This is a genomic window from Paenibacillus sp. J14 (assembly GCF_000518465.1).
GTDB lineage: Bacteria > Bacillota > Bacilli > Paenibacillales > Paenibacillaceae > Fontibacillus > Fontibacillus barengoltzii.
Genome location: NZ_JADQ01000072.1, coordinates 1 through 18,584 on the forward strand (window position 1 = coordinate 1; position 18,584 = coordinate 18,584).

The 18,584-nt window shown below is 53.7% G+C and carries 18 protein-coding genes, 8 tRNA genes and 1 rRNA gene; all 27 read right to left on the reverse strand.

The window, feature by feature from the left end:
- Window positions 1-139: transposase (locus tag M891_RS0120075; RefSeq protein WP_028540042.1), on the reverse strand; the 139-nt coding region annotated here is incomplete at its 3' end.
- 195 nt (window positions 140-334) lie between these two features.
- Window positions 335-1,282 (reverse strand): ribose-phosphate diphosphokinase, encoded by a 948-nt coding sequence (locus M891_RS0120080; protein WP_016314040.1) that lies wholly within the window; start codon window positions 1,280-1,282, stop codon window positions 335-337.
- Window positions 1,283-1,398: 116 nt separating this feature from the next.
- Window positions 1,399-2,229, reverse strand: a complete 831-nt coding sequence (gene hisJ, locus M891_RS0120085) for a histidinol-phosphatase HisJ (RefSeq protein WP_028540043.1) — start codon at window positions 2,227-2,229, stop codon at window positions 1,399-1,401.
- 17 nt (window positions 2,230-2,246) lie between these two features.
- The gene (gene hisIE, locus M891_RS0120090) at window positions 2,247-2,954 is read right to left on the reverse strand and encodes a bifunctional phosphoribosyl-AMP cyclohydrolase/phosphoribosyl-ATP diphosphatase HisIE (RefSeq protein WP_028540044.1); all 708 of its coding nucleotides are present in this window, start codon (window positions 2,952-2,954) and stop codon (window positions 2,247-2,249) included.
- Window positions 2,951-3,709 (reverse strand): imidazole glycerol phosphate synthase subunit HisF, encoded by a 759-nt coding sequence (hisF, locus tag M891_RS0120095; RefSeq protein ID WP_028540045.1) that lies wholly within the window; start codon window positions 3,707-3,709, stop codon window positions 2,951-2,953. Before hisF ends, hisIE begins: the two co-directional genes overlap by 4 nt.
- Window positions 3,710-3,757: 48 nt before the next feature.
- On the reverse strand, window positions 3,758-4,501 hold the full coding sequence (gene hisA, locus M891_RS0120100) for a 1-(5-phosphoribosyl)-5-[(5-phosphoribosylamino)methylideneamino]imidazole-4-carboxamide isomerase (protein WP_016314044.1): 744 nt from the start codon (window positions 4,499-4,501) through the stop codon (window positions 3,758-3,760).
- Between the two features lie 586 nt (window positions 4,502-5,087).
- Window positions 5,088-5,711: an imidazole glycerol phosphate synthase subunit HisH gene (hisH, locus tag M891_RS0120110; RefSeq protein ID WP_028540047.1), complete on the reverse strand. Its 624-nt coding sequence runs from the start codon at window positions 5,709-5,711 to the stop codon at window positions 5,088-5,090.
- A gap of 3 nt (window positions 5,712-5,714) precedes the next feature.
- Window positions 5,715-6,326 carry an imidazoleglycerol-phosphate dehydratase HisB gene (gene hisB / locus M891_RS0120115; RefSeq protein ID WP_028540048.1) on the reverse strand — a complete coding sequence of 204 codons (612 nt, stop codon included), beginning with the start codon at window positions 6,324-6,326 and terminating at the stop codon, window positions 5,715-5,717.
- The gene (gene hisD / locus M891_RS0120120) at window positions 6,313-7,623 is read right to left on the reverse strand and encodes a histidinol dehydrogenase (protein WP_028540049.1); all 1,311 of its coding nucleotides are present in this window, start codon (window positions 7,621-7,623) and stop codon (window positions 6,313-6,315) included. Before hisD ends, hisB begins: the two co-directional genes overlap by 14 nt.
- A gap of 67 nt (window positions 7,624-7,690) precedes the next feature.
- On the reverse strand, window positions 7,691-8,311 hold the full coding sequence (hisG, locus tag M891_RS0120125) for an ATP phosphoribosyltransferase (protein ID WP_397376636.1): 621 nt from the start codon (window positions 8,309-8,311) through the stop codon (window positions 7,691-7,693).
- A gap of 60 nt (window positions 8,312-8,371) precedes the next feature.
- Window positions 8,372-9,571, reverse strand: coding sequence for an ATP phosphoribosyltransferase regulatory subunit (locus tag M891_RS0120130; protein WP_036701204.1), 1,200 nt, complete (start codon window positions 9,569-9,571; stop codon window positions 8,372-8,374).
- Window positions 9,572-9,826: 255 nt separating this feature from the next.
- Window positions 9,827-11,044 (reverse strand): acyltransferase, encoded by a 1,218-nt coding sequence (locus M891_RS0120135; RefSeq protein WP_028540051.1) that lies wholly within the window; start codon window positions 11,042-11,044, stop codon window positions 9,827-9,829.
- 447 nt (window positions 11,045-11,491) lie between these two features.
- Complete coding sequence (locus M891_RS0120140) at window positions 11,492-11,980, reverse strand: acyltransferase (RefSeq protein WP_016314053.1); 489 nt, start codon at window positions 11,978-11,980, stop codon at window positions 11,492-11,494.
- Window positions 11,977-12,630 (reverse strand): pyrophosphatase PpaX, encoded by a 654-nt coding sequence (gene ppaX / locus M891_RS0120145; protein ID WP_028540052.1) that lies wholly within the window; start codon window positions 12,628-12,630, stop codon window positions 11,977-11,979. The genes M891_RS0120140 and ppaX overlap by 4 nt, the downstream gene beginning before the upstream one ends.
- A gap of 7 nt (window positions 12,631-12,637) precedes the next feature.
- Window positions 12,638-13,678 carry a prolipoprotein diacylglyceryl transferase gene (lgt, locus tag M891_RS0120150; RefSeq protein WP_028540053.1) on the reverse strand — a complete coding sequence of 347 codons (1,041 nt, stop codon included), beginning with the start codon at window positions 13,676-13,678 and terminating at the stop codon, window positions 12,638-12,640.
- Between the two features lie 11 nt (window positions 13,679-13,689).
- Window positions 13,690-14,631 carry an HPr(Ser) kinase/phosphatase gene (hprK, locus tag M891_RS0120155; protein ID WP_016314056.1) on the reverse strand — a complete coding sequence of 314 codons (942 nt, stop codon included), beginning with the start codon at window positions 14,629-14,631 and terminating at the stop codon, window positions 13,690-13,692.
- A gap of 261 nt (window positions 14,632-14,892) precedes the next feature.
- Window positions 14,893-16,014, reverse strand: coding sequence for an ABC transporter ATP-binding protein (locus M891_RS0120160; RefSeq protein ID WP_016314057.1), 1,122 nt, complete (start codon window positions 16,012-16,014; stop codon window positions 14,893-14,895).
- A gap of 134 nt (window positions 16,015-16,148) precedes the next feature.
- The gene (locus tag M891_RS0120165; protein WP_028540054.1) at window positions 16,149-17,249 is read right to left on the reverse strand and encodes a PucR family transcriptional regulator; all 1,101 of its coding nucleotides are present in this window, start codon (window positions 17,247-17,249) and stop codon (window positions 16,149-16,151) included.
- A gap of 134 nt (window positions 17,250-17,383) precedes the next feature.
- Window positions 17,384-17,456: transfer RNA gene (locus M891_RS0120170), tRNA-Lys, on the reverse strand.
- Window positions 17,457-17,464: 8 nt separating this feature from the next.
- A tRNA-Tyr gene (locus tag M891_RS0120175) sits at window positions 17,465-17,550 on the reverse strand.
- Between the two features lie 52 nt (window positions 17,551-17,602).
- Window positions 17,603-17,675: transfer RNA gene (locus M891_RS0120180), tRNA-Phe, on the reverse strand.
- Between the two features lie 83 nt (window positions 17,676-17,758).
- Window positions 17,759-17,835 (reverse strand) — tRNA-Asp (locus M891_RS0120185).
- 9 nt (window positions 17,836-17,844) lie between these two features.
- Window positions 17,845-17,920: transfer RNA gene (locus tag M891_RS0120190), tRNA-Thr, on the reverse strand.
- Window positions 17,921-17,954: 34 nt separating this feature from the next.
- A tRNA-Val gene (locus tag M891_RS0120195) sits at window positions 17,955-18,030 on the reverse strand.
- A gap of 9 nt (window positions 18,031-18,039) precedes the next feature.
- A tRNA-Met gene (locus tag M891_RS0120200) sits at window positions 18,040-18,116 on the reverse strand.
- Window positions 18,117-18,135: 19 nt separating this feature from the next.
- A tRNA-Ser gene (locus tag M891_RS0120205) sits at window positions 18,136-18,227 on the reverse strand.
- A 67-nt stretch (window positions 18,228-18,294) separates the two neighbouring features.
- A 23S ribosomal RNA gene (locus tag M891_RS0120210) occupies window positions 18,295-18,584 on the reverse strand; the annotation flags it as partial.

Consider the following 18,584-nt stretch of genomic DNA (forward strand, 5'->3'; position numbering starts at 1 on the left):
TGCACAGACGCTTAAATATTTCGATCAAATCTCTCCTCACTTGATTATAGATCTCTTTCCGTCTATACTTCGGGGTGAACACGATATGGTATTTGCACATCCACTTCGTGTGAGCTAAACTATAGCTCTTGTTTGCCATCTAAGACCATTCCTTTCTTTTATTGAGCCTGAACATCTCAATTTTATGGGAATGGTCTAGTTGGTCAAACCTTCGTTCCTCCACCCGCATAGCGGGTGGTTTTTTGTTTCGCACGCTTCGCGAGCTCAACTGGCTAAAGCCATAACAAAAAAAAGCCGCTTCCTAAGCGGCTTTCTCATCGAACGAGATGGACGGTTAAATCCCCCGATCTTTGAACAAAGCGGCGATCGAACCGCCCTCTAGAATAAACTGCGTCGCCCGAGCCAACATCGGCGCTACAGAGAGCACCTGCACATGGGGCGAATGCAGCTCCGGCTGCGCAATCGAATCCGTAACGACCACTTGCCGGATATTGGGATGCTTCAGCTTCTCCAGGGCATTGTCTGAGAAGAGCCCGTGCGTTGCGCACACATAGGCGTCCGCCGCCCCCCGTTCCTTCAACCCTTCGACAACGTTTACAATTGTGGAGCCCGTGTCGATCAAATCCTCGATGATGATTGGCGTATGCCCGGACACATCACCGATCACATGCGTGATCACCGACTGGTTGTGTGCGGGACGCTTCTTGATCATGATTGCAAACGGCGAATCCAGCCCGTTGGCCAGCTTCTCCGCCATCGAGGCCCGTCCCGCATCCGGCGAGACGATCACGGGATTCGGAATTTGCTGAGCCCGCAGGTAATCCGTCATCAAGTCTAACGCGGTCAAATGATCGACCGGAATGTTGAAGAAGCCCTGAATTGCCGGCGCGTGCAAATCGATCGTCACGACCCGACTCGCCCCCGCCGTCGTCAGCACATCAGCGAGCAGCTTGGCAGAGATCGGTTCCCGCGGCGCCGATTTACGCTCCTGCCGGGCGTAGCCGTAATAGGGCATGATGACGTTCACCGTGCGAGCGGAAGCCCGCTTGGCCGCATCGATCATCACCAGGAGCTCGACGAACAACTCATTGATCGGATGGGATAGCGACTGTACGAGAAACACATCATAATTACGGATACTTTCCTCATAATGCACATAAATTTCTCCGCTCTTGAAGCGCGACAATTTCACCTTTCCGGGTTCGATCCCAAGCCGACTGCAGATATCCGATACCAGCTTCGGATTGGACGAACCGGAAAACATGCGCATTTTGGCTTCCATAACATCCTCCCGAATCCTTGATTTATGACATTTCAGACTTGGACATTCCTACACGATTATCGTACATGGATTCAACCTGGTCGTCCAGCATTTTCCAGATAGCGGCTCTGGAGCTCTTATTTCCCTGCTTCCAAAGGAATCATCGTTCGCTTGCGGCCCTCGAAAGTTGCCAACTCCCGCACTCCCAGTTTATACAGCAGTGCTCGCGCTTGATCCAAATGTTCGCTTAGCTTCTGGGGATCATGGGCATCCGACCCTACGGTCAGCGGAATCCCTATCTCGATAGCCGCCTGCAAGATCCGCTCGCTGGGAAACATCTCCGCGCAAGGCTTGGATAGCCCCGAAGCATTGAGCTCGATGGCGATTCCGGCTTCCTTCACGGCAGCCAAGGCCCGCCGCTCCAGCGCAATCGTCTCTTGCTCCAGCTCCGGCCCAGGCTTGTACCCAAACCGCTTGATCACGTCGAGATGGCCAAGGAAATCATACAACCCGGTTTGCGCGGCTTTGGTCACCGCATCATAGTATTGCGTATATACCGCGAATACATCCTTTTCTTCCCAGTTGTGAACCTGGCGAAAATCCGATACATCCCATTCCCCGAGAAAATGCACCGACCCGATCACATAATCCCACGGATAGCCCGTGATGATCTGTTCGATCTTTTCCTCCCAGCCTTCGATATAGTCGCCCTCCAGGCCGACGCGTACGTCGATCTGCCCGCGGTATTTGTCCTTCAAACGAAAAGCTTCCTCCACGTACCGCGGCAACTCCTCCATCGGCATCGCCATTTCCGGATAATAGGCAGCCGGATCCACATGCAGCAACGGCATATGGTCAGAGACACCGAGCTGGGACAATCCGATCTCGATTCCCCGGCGGATATAATCCTCCAGCGTGCCAACGGCATGCCCGCAGCGTTCATGATGGGTATGGTAGTCGATCAACATTTGTTCCCACCTCCGCTTTAGTCACGCCGCGGCCGTTCATGACGACGCTCCAGCTCCTGCATAATTTCATCCAGCGGCAAATTGCGCTCGCGCAGCAGCACCAGCAGATGGTAGATCAGGTCGCTGACTTCATAACGCAGCTCATCGTTGTCTCCGTTTTTAGCGGCAATGATCGATTCTGCGGTCTCTTCGCCAACCTTCTTGAGAATTTTATCGAGCCCCTTATCAAATAAATACGTGGTATACGCCCCTTCCGGACGCTCCGTGTAACGCTCGGCAATCAACTGCTCCAGCTCAGCCAGCACCTTGAACCGCTCTTCGGTACTTCCCGATCCCGTGGAGGTTGCAGCAACCTCAGCAGCAGCAGCCGTCCGATAGAAGCAAGTAGACTCTCCAGTGTGGCAAGCCGGTCCGTTCGCGATAACCTCGACCAGCAGCGTGTCGCCGTCACAATCATATTTCAAGGCCGTGATCTGCTGCGTGTTGCCGGAGGTCGCCCCTTTGTTCCATAGCTCCGCACGCGACCGGCTCCAGAACCAGGTCTGGCCGGTTTCTACCGATTTACGCAGCGACTCGCGATTCATGTAAGCCAGCATCAGCACTTCCTTGCTGCGCGCATCCTGGACAATGGCCGGCACAAGACCGGCTGCGTCCCACTTCACCGTCTGCTCCAACGCTTCAATCGAAAGCGATAGCTGCAAAGCCTGTTGATTTCCTGCGGTCATCGTATCTCCACCCCTTTAGCTTTTAACTCCTGTTTTAAATCCGGTATGGCAATTTCTTTATAGTGAAAAATCGTCGCCGCCAACGCCGCATCCGCATGTCCTTCGGTAAATACCTCGTAGAAATCTTCCGTCTTCCCTGCTCCGCCCGAGGCGATAACCGGAATCCCTACCGCCCGGCTGACTGCGCTGGTCAGAGGCAGATCAAATCCGTCCTTGGTGCCGTCGGCGTCCATGCTCGTCAGCAGAATTTCCCCGGCGCCTCGTTTCTCGGCTTCCCGCACCCATTCCAGCGCCCGGATGCCCGTTGGTTTGCGTCCTCCGTGGGTGTACACTTCCCATTCGCCCCACTCGGCGTTATATTTGGCATCTACAGCCACAACGATGCATTGGGAGCCAAAACGGCGTGCACCGTCCGAGATCAGATCTGGATTGATAACCGCCGCCGTATTAATGCCAATCTTATCGGCCCCGGCCCGGAGCAGACGCTTCATATCCTCCACCTGGGAGATCCCGCCGCCTACTGTAAACGGGATAGCGATTTCCCCGGCCGTCTGCTTCACCACCTCGATCATGGTCGCCCGGCCTTCGTGGGATGCGGAAATGTCCAGAAAGACAAGCTCATCCGCCCCCTCGCGATCATATAATGCGGCCAGCTCCACCGGATCACCGGCGTCACGCAGGTTCACAAAATTCACGCCTTTGACGACCCGCCCGTCCTTTACGTCCAGACAGGGAATAATTCGCTTTGCGAGCATGATGGTTCGACTTCCTTTCCGTAATTCGTCTATTCGTCGATTTCAAGATCATCGATTCAAAGCTTCAATTGCCCCGATCGCCTGAGCCAGATCGATATTCCCCGTGTACAGCGCCTTACCAACGATAGCTCCGCCGACACCTTGATCTCGGTGGGCAGCGAGGCGCAGCAAATCGTCCTGCACCGTGACGCCGCCGGAGGCAATTACCGTCTTGCCAGAGGCCTGAGCCAGCGACAAAATCGCCTCCACATTCGGCCCTTGCATCATCCCGTCGCGGGAGATATCGGTGAAAATAAACGTCTCCGCCCCTTTGGCCGCGAGCTCCTTCGCCAACACTTCTGCCTGAACCTCGGAGGTTTCCAGCCAACCGCGAGTTGCGACGAAGCCGTTCCGGGCATCAATGCCGATGGCGACTTGATCGCCATAGGTGCCCAGCACCGCCTCCGTGAACGCCCGGTCCTCAATCGCTGCCGTCCCGAGAATGACCCGGCTCACCCCCAGCGACAACAGGCGCTTTACGTCGTCCAGCGTGCGCAGGCCGCCGCCGACCTGTACTGGCACCTGTACGGTGCGAGCGATCTCGCCGATCAGCTCATCGTTAACCGGATGCCCCGCCTTCGCCCCATCTAAATCGACCAAATGGATAAACGACCCGCCTTGGGCTTCCCAAGAACGGGCCACCTCAACCGGGTTCGCGTTATACACCGTTTCACGATCATAATCGCCCTGGACCAATCGCACACATTTTCCGCCGCGAATGTCGATCGCCGGATAAATAATAAAAGATGACATATGTTCGTACCTCCCGCCGTTCATGGTTAGAATGAATATTTAAAATTCCGCACTTCCCTTAGGTTTAAAGATCCATGTGGCTCCCGTTCTGAAATAGCGGTAATTTATGGTGTTATTTCAACGCAAATCTGCCTCTCCATGAGACTAACGGTATTTCTTGGCGCTATTTCAGCCAAAATCCTTGGATTCAAGCAACCGGACCTCAGATAACGCCACTTTTTACCGCTAATTCTCCACAGAGCCTATCTACCTGCCAAAATAAGGCCATAAATTACCGCTACCTTCTCTATACGCAGCCACGTTAGCAGCTGGCAGCAGGGGCGCATCGTGTAGCATCGTGTGCTTCGTGTGCACCCCACTCCCCTTCGCACCCAGCGCCTCAAGCTTCAGGACGTCCCTTGCCCGCGAGTGCTCCAAGCGCGCGCCGAGAGCTTCAAATGCGTCTAGCTGGCGCTTACTTGCATCCTTCGCGCCCAACCCCCTAGACACTTCAGGCGTCCCTTGCTGCAAGTGCCCTAAGCGCGCCGAGGACTTCAACTGCGTCTAACTGACGATTACCTGCAGCGTGCGCGTCGATCTCGCGGCATTATCCCTGCCGCCCCACCAGCGTCAGGAAATTGCGCAGCAACGCCATGCCGAGCTCGCCGCTCTTCTCGGGATGGAACTGCATCCCGAAGACGTTACCGCGGCCGACGATGGCGGTCACCGGATGGCCGTAGTCGGTCACGGCCAGCACATCCCCCGGCTGCTCCGCCAACACGTGATAAGAATGGACGAAGTATACATGTCCCTCTTCCAGCCCGGCGAGCAGCGGATTCTCCGGCTGCAGGAACGACAGCCGGTTCCAGCCCATATGCGGCACCTTGTACCCCTCGGTGCCCGCAAACCGCACCGCGCGGCCCGGCAGCAAGCCCAGCCCCTCGTTGAGCCCATGCTCTTCGCTCTCACCGAAGAGCAGCTGCATCCCGAGGCAGATGCCGAGCAGCGGTGTTCCCCCAGCGGCTGCCTGCCGCACCACGGCGTCCAAGCCCGACGCGCGCAGATGCTTCATCGCGTCACCAAAAGCTCCGACGCCCGGCAACAGCACGCCGTCCGCCGCCAGAATCTGCGCCTCGTCTCCGGTAATCGTACCCTCGTAGCCGAGGCGCTCCACCGCCTTGCTCACGCTGTGCAGGTTGCCCATCCCGTAATCGACGATGGCAATCTTCATCGGCTACAGCACTCCCTTCGTCGACGGCACCCCGTTGACGCGCGGATCAATGCTCGTCGCCTCATCCAGCGCCCGTCCCAGCGCTTTGAACACCGCTTCGATCATGTGGTGCGTGTTCTGGCCATAATGCACGATCACATGCAGCGTAATCCGTGCCTCCAACGCCAACTTCCATAGAAACTCATGAACGAGCTGCACGTCGAAGCTGCCCACGCGGTCCGAAGGATACTCCGCACGGTATTCGAAATGCGGACGGTTGCTGACGTCAATTACCACTTGGGCCAACGCCTCATCCATCGGAATAAACACGCTGGAATAACGTTTGATCCCTTTTTTATCGCCCAGCGCCTCCCGAATCACCTGCCCCAGACAAATGCCGATATCCTCCACCGTATGATGATCATCGATTTCGATATCGCCGCGCGCCTGGACCGAGAGATCAAAATGTCCGTGCTTCGTGAACAAATCCAGCATATGGTTCAAAAAAGGCACGTCCGTCTCCAACTGCGCGTTCCCGCTCCCGTCCACCGCAAAGGTCAGTTGAATATCTGTTTCATTCGTTGTGCGGCTGATGCTCGCTTGGCGTGGCGCCGTTCCCCCGTTACTGTTGGCCATCTTCGTTCCCCGCCTTTCCTTCTTGCTGCAACCGGATTTCGATCGCCCGGGCATGGCCTTCCAGCCCTTCCCGCCGCGCCAGCTCCATAATGGTAGCCCCGTTCTCCAGCAGCGCTTCCTTGCTATAGTAAATCAAACTGGATTTCTTAATAAAATCGTCCACGTCTACCGGTGACGAGAATCGCGCCGTACCGTTGGTCGGAATGATATGGTTCGGCCCGGCAAAATAATCCCCCACCGGCTCCGAGCTGTACGGTCCGAGGAAAATTGCCCCGGCATTTTCCACCCGGCCCAGATAGCCCATCGGATTGTCCACGATCAGCTCAAAATGCTCCGGCGCCAGCTGATTAATCACGTCGATCCCCGCTTCGATCGAATCGACGAGGATGATCGCACCGTAGCGCTCGATCGAAGCTCCGGCGATCGCCTTGCGCGGCAGCGCGGCAAGCTGCCGCTCCACCTCGGCTTGGCACGCCTTCGCAAACGCCTCCGACGGCGTCACGAGGATCGCCGACGCCATCTCATCGTGCTCGGCCTGGGACAGCAGATCCGCCGCCACATAGGCGGGATCGGCGCTGTCATCGGCCAGCACGGCGATTTCACTAGGACCGGCGATACTGTCGATATCGACGACACCGTACACTTCGCGTTTGGCAAGCGCGACGTAAATGTTCCCCGGCCCGCAAATCTTATCCACGGGCCGGATCGTGTCCGTGCCATAAGCGAGCGCCGCAATCGCTTGGGCCCCGCCGACCCGATAGATCTCGTGCACGCCGGCTTCGGCCGCCGCCACGAGAATGTACGGGTCGATCCCCGCTTTGCCGCCCGTCGCCGGCGGCGTCACCATCACGATCTCCGGCACGCCGGCCACCTGTGCCGGAATCACGTTCATGAGCACGGAAGACGGATAAGCCGCCTTCCCGCCAGGAACATACACGCCAACCCGCTTTAACGGACGGATGATTTGTCCCAGTAAGCTCCCATCCGACTGCAAGTCCATCCAGGAATTGCGCTTCTGCCGGGCATGGAAAGCCCGGATGTTCTGGGCTGCCCCCCGGATCGCTGTCACAAACGACGGCTCCACAGCCGCATATGCCGCCTCCAGCTCCTCCTTCGTCACGCGCAGCCCGGACGTCTCCAGCTTCATACCGTCAAATTGCTCCGTGTACCGAAGCAAGGCCGCGTCCCCTTCCGCTTTGACCGCTTGGACGATCGCTTTAACCGCTTCGTTTTGCTCCGGCGAGCCATATTCCACTTCCCGCCGCAAATCAAAATCCTGTGCCGATACCAGTTTCATCATCCGGCATCCCCCTGCTTTCTTCATCCTTATAAGTTCTTGTGTCTGCCCTTGGCCCGTCCCAAGCTCAAGCCTGCGAGACTTCATCCCGCTGAATCACTTTGCTCAGCGCATCACACACGGCCTGAATCTCGGCGTTTTTCATCCGATAGCTGACTCGGTTCGCCACCAAACGGCTGGTGATGTCAAAGATCTTCTCCAGCTCAACTAATCCGTTCTCCTTCAACGTCTGCCCGGTCTCCACCATATCCACGATTCGGTCCGCCAAACCGATGAGCGGTGCCAGCTCAATCGAGCCGTTCAGCTTAATGACCTCAACCTGCTGTCCGTGCTCGCGGAAGAACTGCGACGCCACGTTCGGATACTTCGTAGCCACCCGTTGCTGAATCCCCGGCTTCCAATCGGGCAGCGCAATCACCGACATGCGGCAACGCGCGATGCCAAGGTCAAGCAGCTCGTAGACATCCCGATTTTCCTCCATCAGCACGTCTTTACCAACGATCCCGATATCGGCCACGCCGTATTCCACGTACGTTGGCACATCGACCGGCTTCGCAAGAATGAACTCCATGCCGATGTCCGGCAGCGGAATGACCAGCTTGCGCGTTTCATCTACATCATCTGGAATCTCGATACCCGCCTCACGGAACAAGGCGGATGCTTTTTTATAAATACGCCCCTTAGGCATTGCGACTTTAATAATTTGATTCAATGGATTGTGCCCTCCTTCTCAGGCAGCTGCCTTCACTCAAAAGCTGACGAACGTCAGGATATCGCCGTATGTTGGTCCCAGCGGTCCCGCCTTCCGCGTCGACTCCGGGGCGCTGAGCAGATCTTCCGGCCCCTCTGCACGGCGCATCAGTACGCTGCGGCCTTCACTGCGCAACCGCTCCGCTTCGGCGAACGCCCGCTTCCGGTTCGGCGCGTCATACTGCAGCACCACCGGCAGCTCCGGTTCCGTCTCCAGCCCGCCAACTCCGTCGAGAATTCGGTTCGTCTTGAGCGAGAATCCGGTAGCTGGTGCCGGCCGTCCGAACTGCTGCAGCAGATTGTCATACCGACCGCCGCTGCACACCGGGAACCCCAGCTCTGCAGCATAGCCCTCAAACGTCATCCCCGTATAATAGGAGAAATCTCCGATCATCGTCAGATCGATCATCACATGTTCGGCTACGCCAAAGTCCTCCAAAGCATCCCACACCTGACTCAGATGCTGAACTGAGGCTTGGGCTAGCGGATTGGCACTCAGCTCCAGCGCTTGGCCGCAAATTTCTTTACCGCCGCGCAGACGGAGAATCCCTTCCAGCTCATCACGCTGCTCCTGCGAGAGAGATAACTGGGAGAGTGTCTCCCGATAGCCTACAAAATCGCGATGCAACAGCCCGGCCTTTAACGCCTCCTGAATATCCTCCCGGCCCGGGACCGCATCCTCCAGCAGACCATTCAGGAAGCCAACATGCCCAACCGCGATCTTAAATGACTTCACGCCCGCTGCCTGCAACGAGGCTACGGCCAGCGCAATCACCTCAGCGTCCGCATCCGGGGAATCATCGCCAACCAATTCGACTCCCGTTTGATAAAACTCCGCTTCCCTTCCTGCTTCTTCCTCAATCGCCCGGAAGACGTTGGCGTGATATGACAAGCGAAGCGGCAACGGCTCTTCCTTCAACAAAGAAGCGACGACCCGCGCGATGGGCGCCGTCATATCGGAACGGAGCACCATCGTGGTCCCCCGGTTATTTAACAATTTAAACAGCTTCTGATCCGACGTCGAGCTGGCTACGCCCACGGTATCGTAATATTCCATTGTAGGCGTCATAATTTGCCGGTATCCCCAGCCGGCCATGCAATCCAGCACACGCCGTTCGATCGCCCGCAGCTTATCCACGGCAAAAGGCAGATAATCGCGGACACCCGCCGGTTTTTCAAAGCCTTTTGGTTTCGACAAGTGTTTCACCTCACCGTTTTTCTCTCTTATATAAAATTTCTTTATTATATTAAAGTACTACCATACTACCAAATTAAAGAGTAGCCCAATTTTATCATAATTTCTTTTCGACCGTCAATTGCTTCTCTCCGGTTCCTACGTCTCAAATTAACCTGCCCTACAGTATTCCCCAAGCATGAGCCAAAACCCTTGCGACTTCCCACTCCATGCAAAAAAACCGGCCGGGTATGCCCGAACCGGTTCAACTGATCGAAGTTACGTATTTGCACCAACAGATGGTCTTTGCCCGCTTTCCTGCCGTTCGGACGGTTTATTTTTGCGCAAGGAAGCCGGTACACTCCCCAGAAACCATGCGGCAAACGGCAGCCGCCGGAAACTAAGCTGCACAAACCCCCATGAAAGGAATAGCGCTGCGAGGGAACCCACAATGATGTAAACCAGGTAGCCGTAAGAAGCCCCCGGCAGCCGTTGTTCATTCCAGAAGAGCCGGTACGCGAACAACACGACAGGATGGAACAGATAGATCCCGAAGGAGAGCTCCCCCACCCGAGTCAGCGACCGAACCCAGAAGGCGGAGCCTCTTCGCTGAATGGAGAATGACAGTTTGAGCAGCACTAACGCCGAGAACATCGTGTGAACGTTCCATAACAATTCAAACCATAGGGTGTTGGGCGAAGCATAACCTTGGCGGTATACATACCAGATCTGGACATGAACGAAGGCAACAACCAGCCATCCGATCCACAACGCGGCAGTCCATCCTTTGTGGGATTGGGGCATTTGCTTCCAGTCCGTTTTCAGCCAACTCTTCAATTTGCTGAAGTAAATCGCCAGCACTGCCCCCAACATGTAATACCCCATATAGCTCAGTGCGTAGCTCCCTTTATTCGGCAGATGTAGCTGGTATTTGTTCCAGAATACGAAGCCCCACTGCAGCGCCAGACCCAAAGGCAAAATGAGCGCAATCAAGAAGCGGTGATTTCGGAAGGACTGGAATAACCACAAGAAGAGCGGGAACAACAGGTAGAACTGTATGCTGATAAATACGAAGTAGAGGTGGGTATACGCTGTACCCGTCAGGAGCGCATTCCCTAACGACTTCAATTCATACAGCTTGGAATTATTGACAAAATCGTTGCGGTAAAGCGCAATCAACATGAAATAACAACAGGAGACCAGGAGATAGGGCAAGATGATATAGGTCAAGCGCTTCTTGTAGAATTTGCTTACCAGCTTGCGGCTAATCGGCTGATCGTAATAATTGTAAAAAAGGACGAAACTGCTTAGCAGGATAAACGACGGGGTACCGATTTTAAAGAAAATGTTCATCCAATTATAAAAGTAGTAGACCGGTGAATTCAGCGCTTGTTCTGCCGCCGCGAACGATGAAGCGTGCACCTGGATGACGCTGAAGATCGCTAACGCCCGAAAGATGTCCAACTGCGGCAAACGTTCCTTGACCACCTTGCTCACTCAACCAACTCCTGTTCATAATTAAAAGAAGCCTGATTTACGTACTAGACATCTAAACTTTACAAATGTTTCTAGTTCACTCTCTCCACTATACCAGAATTTGAATATGCATAAAACCGTTCAAGATCAAACTCAAATAAAACACACAAAAGCGGTCCCACCCGGCAAATTCCCTGGTTCAAGGACCGCTTTTATTTCTAACGCTTATCACAAACCTTATTGCAGTTAAAATCAACGTATTACGATTCTAACGCTTACCACAATGCTTATTGCTCCATTCTGCTGACGAATTCAGGTATTTTTCTCGAAATAGCGTGTCTCAGCGTCGTTAGAAATTTCAAAGCACCAAAATCAGCAAAATAGCGTTCCTGGTCAGCGTTAGCGCGCCCGCAGAGGCGGGCTGAGCCAATTCGGACTCCGGATGATGACATAGGACACGCCCACAATCTAGGGATTCTTCCGCTCCAGCACCCGCAGCGGGTTCCCGCCAACAAACGTGCCCGGAGCCACGTCCTTATGTACCACTGATCCGGCGGCGACGACTGCACCGTCTCCGATGGTCACACCCGGGAGGATTGTGCTGTTCGCACCAATCATCACCTCATCGCCGATCCGCACCTCACCCAGGCGGTATTCCTTGATCAAATACTCGTGGGCGAGAATCGTCGTGTTGTACCCGATCACCGAATTGCGTCCCACCGTAATCAGCTCCGGGAAAAACACATCCACCATCACCATCAACCCAAACGCGGTGTGCTCGCCCACCTTCATGCCGAGAACCCGACGGTAAATGGCGTTCTTCAGCGATAATATCGGGCAATACCGGGCGATTTGGATAAAAATAAAGTTCCGGACGCCCTTCCAAGGGCTTACCGTCCGGTACAGCTGCCAGAGTGCGTTGGGTCCTTCAACCGGATAACGCCTCACTCGTCTCACGATCTCACCGGCTCCAAACCTAGGATTCCATAGAGATCTCGCATCTCTTGCAGGATGTAATCCGGATGATACTGGCGCAGTACCGCCTCGCCTTTCAACGACCAAGCTACACCGGCTGCCTTCACACCCGCTGCCTTCGCACATTGCAGATCGGCGGCACTATCGCCCACCATCAACGTGTGTGCCGGATCAGCGCCCAGTTCGCGCAACGCCGTCAGAATCGGCTCAGGATGCGGCTTGGGATGCTTCACATCCTCCACCGTCACGATCGATTTCATGTACGGCTTTAACCCGAACATGTTTAAGGCGAGCATCGTGGTCTCCTTAATCTTCGTCGTGACAATCCCCATTGTGATCCCCCGTTCGTGCAAATCGGAGATCACTTCTTTGACCTGGGGAAATTCACGGATCAGTTCATCGTGGCGTTCCCGGTTGTATTTTCGGTAATCTGCCACCAGATCCGCTACCTCTTCACGGCCCGAGAACACTTGCAACTGGTGCTCTAACGTTTGCCCCATATGCGGGATGATTTCTTCTCTCGTGCGCGGCTGGAAGCCATGCTTATCAATGACGTGCAAAAAGGTTGTAATGATCAGTTCATTGGTATCGATAATCGTTCCATCAAGATCAAATAACACGGTGTTTATCATGTGGCTGCTACTCCTTCTTGTCTTCCGGCGCTTCCGCCAACTCCTCCACGGTCGTTTCCTCCGTCTTAGACAGCTTCGCTTGCTCAGATTCAGCCGCTCCACCCATTACCGGCAAAGCATCCGCTGCGGCGACTTTCGTAGATGTAATAGGATCACTGTAATACGGCAGGTCACGAACGGTACTGCGACGTACGATAATGAAGATGATCGCCGCAACCACAATGCCCAAGGCAAGCAGCTGGGAAATGCGAACGTTGCCGTAAGAAGGCGCCAGATACCCTTGTTCGAATCCAAGCCAGGTCATTGGCGTCCAGAGCCCATTCACGAACGACGCTAGCCAGGATGCTCCCTGGAACGCTAAGCTGTCCGTCCGCAACGCTTCAATGAAGAATCGTCCGATCGAATACCAGATGAAATACGAGGCGAACAATTCCCCTGCGCGCAAAAATTTCTGTCTCCGCAAAATCATTAGTAAGATCAAGCCCACCAGGTTCCACAACGATTCATACAGAAACGTCGGGTGATGGAATGTCCCCTGCACGTTCATTTGATTCACAATAAATGAAGGTAAATGCAAGTTGTCGCGAAGGAAGCTCTCCGTTGTTGGTCCGCCATAAGCTTCCTGGTTCACGAAGTTCCCCCAGCGCCCAATCATCTGCCCCACAATCAGGGAAGGCGCACAAATATCAGCGATCCGCCAGAAGTTATAGCCGCGACGCCGAACAAAGATCACCGCGCAGATGATCGCGCCGATCAGCGCCCCATAAATGGCGATACCGCCGTTCCAGATTTTAAATACATCCCAGAAGTTATCCTTGTAATCGTCCCACATAAACGCGACGTAATAAATCCGCGCGGCGACAATCGCCGACGGTACGCCCAATAACAGCAAGTCCATAAAAAATTCCTGAGGGATGCGGAACCGCTTCCCTTCCCAAACGGCTAACAGAAGGCCGACCAAAGCCGCGCAGCCCAGAATCAGGCCATACCAGTGTACTTTCAAGCCCCCGATGGAAAAAGCGATCGGGTCTAATAACAAAGTGCCCATCGTTCACGCTCCTACTCCAAATCGTCGATATCTTCTGAAATCGTTTCGGTCAGTTTTGTCGTAAACTGCAGCGCAGCGTTGTACCCCATTCGCTTCAAACGGAAGTTCATCGCGGCTACCTCGATAATGACGGCCAAGTTCCGTCCAGGACGCACCGGGATCGTCACCAGAGGGACATCGGTATCGATAATCCGCGTCGTCTCTTCATCCAGACCTAATCGGTCATACTGCTTCTCTTGTTGCCAAGCTTCCAATCTGACAACCAGCGAAATTCGCTTGTTGTTGCGGATGGCCCCGGCACCAAACAACGTCATGACGTTGATGATCCCCACGCCGCGGATCTCAAGTAGGTGGCGAATGAGTTCAGGTGCTGTACCGTGTAATTGGTTATCCGACGTTTGCCGAATTTCTACCGCATCGTCCGCAATCAGACGGTGTCCGCGCTTCACCAGTTCGAGGGCCGTTTCACTCTTCCCGATACCGCTGCTGCCGGTAATTAGCATCCCCACGCCATAGACGTCAACGAGAACCCCGTGAATCGTCGCGGTTGGCGCCAGCTTCCGTTCCAGGAAGCTGGTGATCCGGCTCGACAGGATTGTCGTCGCCATGCTGCTGCGAAGGACTGGGATTTGCTTCTCTGAACTGATCTCAATCAGTTCCTCAGGTACCTTCCAAGAGCGGGTAACGATGATACAAGGCGTCTCATCGCTGCTGCATAACCGCTCCATGCGATCTTTCCGTTCCTTCTCCGGTAGCATCTCGAAGAAGGCCAGCTCGGTTTTCCCCAGAATCTGAACGCGCTCCGGCGGATGGTATTCAAAATACCCGGCCATCTCCAAGCCCGGACGATATAAATCGTCGACCGTGATCGCACGTTTTAACCCTTGCTCTCCGGAAACCACCTCGAGCCCGAATTGGTTCACTAATTCGGATACTTTCACTTTTTTAGCCATGGTGCTCTTCCTTTCCCCTGCCGGCATTCAACATGAGGGTGCTCGTCAACTAACGAGCTCCGGCTCCGATATCAGCTGCCTGAATTAAGGCATTAATTCATCTTGGTTCGAGATCACTCAATGTATTCATCGTATAGGAAATTGTCACGTAAATCAATCATTGGGCCGTGAGCCGCCTAGGAATCGCCCTACTGCAGCTTTTTTGCCCCTGCCTAACAAAAAAAACCGCCCCGAAGGGCGGTTTCTTCATCGCGTAACAAATTAGCTGAAGAACACGTTGCGTTCTGTTTCTTTGTCGAAGATATGAATTTTGTTCATATCGATCGCCAGTTTAACGTTGTCGCCTTCACGTGTATTGGAACGGCCGTCTACACGAGCGATCAGGCCGTCGCTGCCTGCACCGTTCAGGTACAATTGCATTTCGTGACCCAGGTTTTCCGTCAGATACACGTTAGCAGTAAAGGTCGTTTGCGGCGAAGCTTCCAGGAATACTGGCTCTTCATGGATGTCCTCAGGACGAATACCCATGATAACGTCTTTACCGATGTAGCCTTTATCTCTCAGGATTGTTGCTTTACCTTGAGGCACAACAACATCCATGTTGGTAGCTCTGAAACGAACGGTGCCTGCTTCTTCCACCAAAGTACCGTTCACGAAGTTCATCGTAGGCGAACCGATAAAGCCAGCTACGAAGATGTTGCCTGGTTGGTTGTACAGCTCTTCTGGAGAAGCAGCTTGTTGGATGATACCGTCATGCATAACAACGATCCGGTCACCCATCGTCATAGCTTCGATTTGGTCATGTGTTACGTAGATGCAAGTCGTTTCCAGACGTTTAACCAGCTTCGTGATTTCCGCGCGCATTTGACCGCGCAGTTTAGCATCCAAGTTGGAAAGCGGTTCGTCCATCAGGAACACTTGAGGATCGCGGACAATGGCGCGGCCCAAGGCAACCCGTTGACGTTGACCACCGGAAAGAGCTTTCGGTTTGCGATCGAGCAAATGCTCGATGTCGAGAATTTTAGCTGCTTCGCGAACGCGACGGTCGATTTCATCTTTCTTCACTTTACGCAGTTTCAAACCGAACGCCATGTTTTGATATACGTTCATGTGCGGATACAGCGCGTAGGATTGGAATACCATCGCGATGTCGCGGTCTTTCGGAGCAACGTCGTTTACGACGCGGTCGCCGATGTACAATTTACCTTCGGTAATTTCCTCCAAACCAGCGATCATCCGAAGCGTTGTGGATTTACCGCAACCGGAAGGTCCTACCAGTACGAGGAATTCCTTATCCTTGATATCGAGGTTGATGTCTTCTACGGTTGCTTTAGCAGCACCCGGGTATTTTTTGTAAATGTGTTCTAAACGTACGCCTGCCATGTCTTCGTCCTCCCATTACTTTAATTTGGTGGTATTAGGGTATTGGTTCTATGCTTTATGAAATCGGATACATTTTATATTTATATATTAGACGATAGGGGGCTGCCCATCCATCCACAAACTGCACAAAAATCTTAAAGCCTTTTCGTCACTTTATACAATAGCAGCTCGAGCTTGACCAAAACTGCGTCATTAAACGTTCTGACATCCAACCCGGTTTCCTGTTTGAATTTATCCATGCGATATAATAACGTGTTCCGGTGAATATATAGCCGTTTCGCGGTCTCACTCACATTGCAGTCCAGGGCAAAAAACGTCTCAAGCGTGGTTCGAATCTCCTCATCCTGCAGCAAATCTGCACGATCCCCAAGCTCCAAAGCAAATTGCCGGCGTTGCTCTTCCGGTATACTGTACACTAACCGCTCCAGCCTTAGTTCCCAAGGAAAATGGATGGGATCTGTTACATTAAACATTCGCCCGAGGGCCAACGTCTGACGCAAAAACAACGTGGCGGACACCAATTCATTCTCAGCAATTAAGGCGCTCCCGACCGTAAGGTGAAATCCTCCAACCCATTCGTTGGTCACCAGCTCGTACAAGCCTTGGCATAAGGCAGCCATCAGGTCGCGTTCCGTTTCCGCCGCCTCTTCGCTCTCCTCCCGCAGGCTCATAAACAACTCTTCACCCAGGAGAATCAACCACGCCTCCTTCAGCGGAGCCAGAACCACTTCGCCCCCGAAGTAGCTCTTCAACAGCTTGTTTAGCTTTGAAAAAGAAATCGCCTGCCCTTGTCCCGAACTTTCCCAACTCAGTAAAAAGGGCAACATCCTCCCCTTGAGCTTCGCCTTCAAGGTCAAGTGATCAGGCAACGGTTGAGTCAGCTCTCCTTGCTCCAAGCGTTCCTCCAGCCACTCCCCCAACTGAATACTGCGCATTTCATCCTCTCGCTTCAAGTTAGAGGAAGGCGTTGCCGGCTCTCGGGCAGCCGTCAGGAGCATTTGAATCAACCGGGCTTCAGAATCCGTTACTTTGGCAACCTCCGATTCAAGTACACGCACGCCTCCTTGATGCTGCTCGACGAACCATATCCATCGCTCATTTACGCGATATGGACCGGATTCCATAGGATTCGCCGCTTTTACAATATCGTTCCAGTCCTTTGTCTCCCATACGCTCTCCGACAGCGATGTACCGATGACGCTCTCCACTTGTTGTTTTAGCAATTTGATCTCCATAGCGTAGCCTTTCTTTCTATGCGTTTTCGAGTTTATTAGACTTATTTTATCATAACTGCCGGAGCAAACCTAAATCCTCGTCCTGCCGAACGCGCAAAAAAGCCGTCAACCCTAAGGTTAACGGCTTTAGATCATGAGCCATGAAGGACTCGAACCTTCGACACCCTGATTAAAAGTCAGGTGCTCTACCAACTGAGCTAATGGCTCATATAAACTGGTGGAGGCTGATGGATTCGAACCACCGAACTCGTAAGAGAACAGATTTACAGTCTGCTGCGTTTGGCCACTTCGCTAAGCCTCCATATGTGTTATGCTACCCAGCTCAGTCCAATCTAATGCTGGAAGCATAAAAGTGGCTCGGGACGGAATCGAACCGCCGACACGAGGATTTTCAGTCCTCTGCTCTACCAACTGAGCTACCGAGCCATACATTACACGGTAAAAACCCAAAAAAATAAAGCGGTGAAGTTGAACACTTTCCCACTTTACGGTGGAAATATTCAAATAAATGGCGGAGCCGACGGGATTCGAACCCGCGGTCTCCTGCGTGACAGGCAGGCATGTTAGGCCTCTACACCACGGCTCCGCAAGAGAATGGTGCCGGCGAGAGGACTTGAACCCCCAACCTACTGATTACAAGTCAGTTGCTCTACCAATTGAGCTACACCGGCACGGTGTAAATTATGATGTTTCAAATAAAGATCATGGTGGAGGCTGAGGGGATCGAACCCCCGACCCTCTGCTTGTAAGGCAGATGCTCTCCCAGCTGAGCTAAGCCTCCGAAATATTATGGTAGCGGCGGAGGGGATCGAACCCCCGACCTCACGGGTATGAACCGTACGCTCTAGCCAGCTGAGCTACGCCGCCACAGTTAAGCTTGTACAAATGGCGGAGAGAGAGGGATTCGAACCCTCGCACCGCTTACGCAGTCTAACCCCTTAGCAGAGGGTCCCCTTATAGCCACTTGGGTATCTCTCCAAGCCATAAAAATCAAGGTTTAATCCTTGAAAACTGGATACGAAACAAATCTGCATTTTAGTGTGTTTTGGATAAGCCCTCGACCGATTAGTACCTGTCAGCTCCATGCATTGCTGCACTTCCACCTCAGGCCTATCAACCTTGTCGTCTTCAAGGGGTCTTACGAATTGGGAAATCTCATCTTGAGGGGGGCTTCACGCTTAGATGCTTTCAGCGCTTATCCCGTCCGCACTTAGCTACCCAGCTGTGCTCCTGGCGGAACAACTGGTGCACCAGCGGTGCGTCCATCCCGGTCCTCTCGTACTAAGGACAGCTCCTCTCAAATTTCCTACGCCCACGACAGATAGGGACCGAACT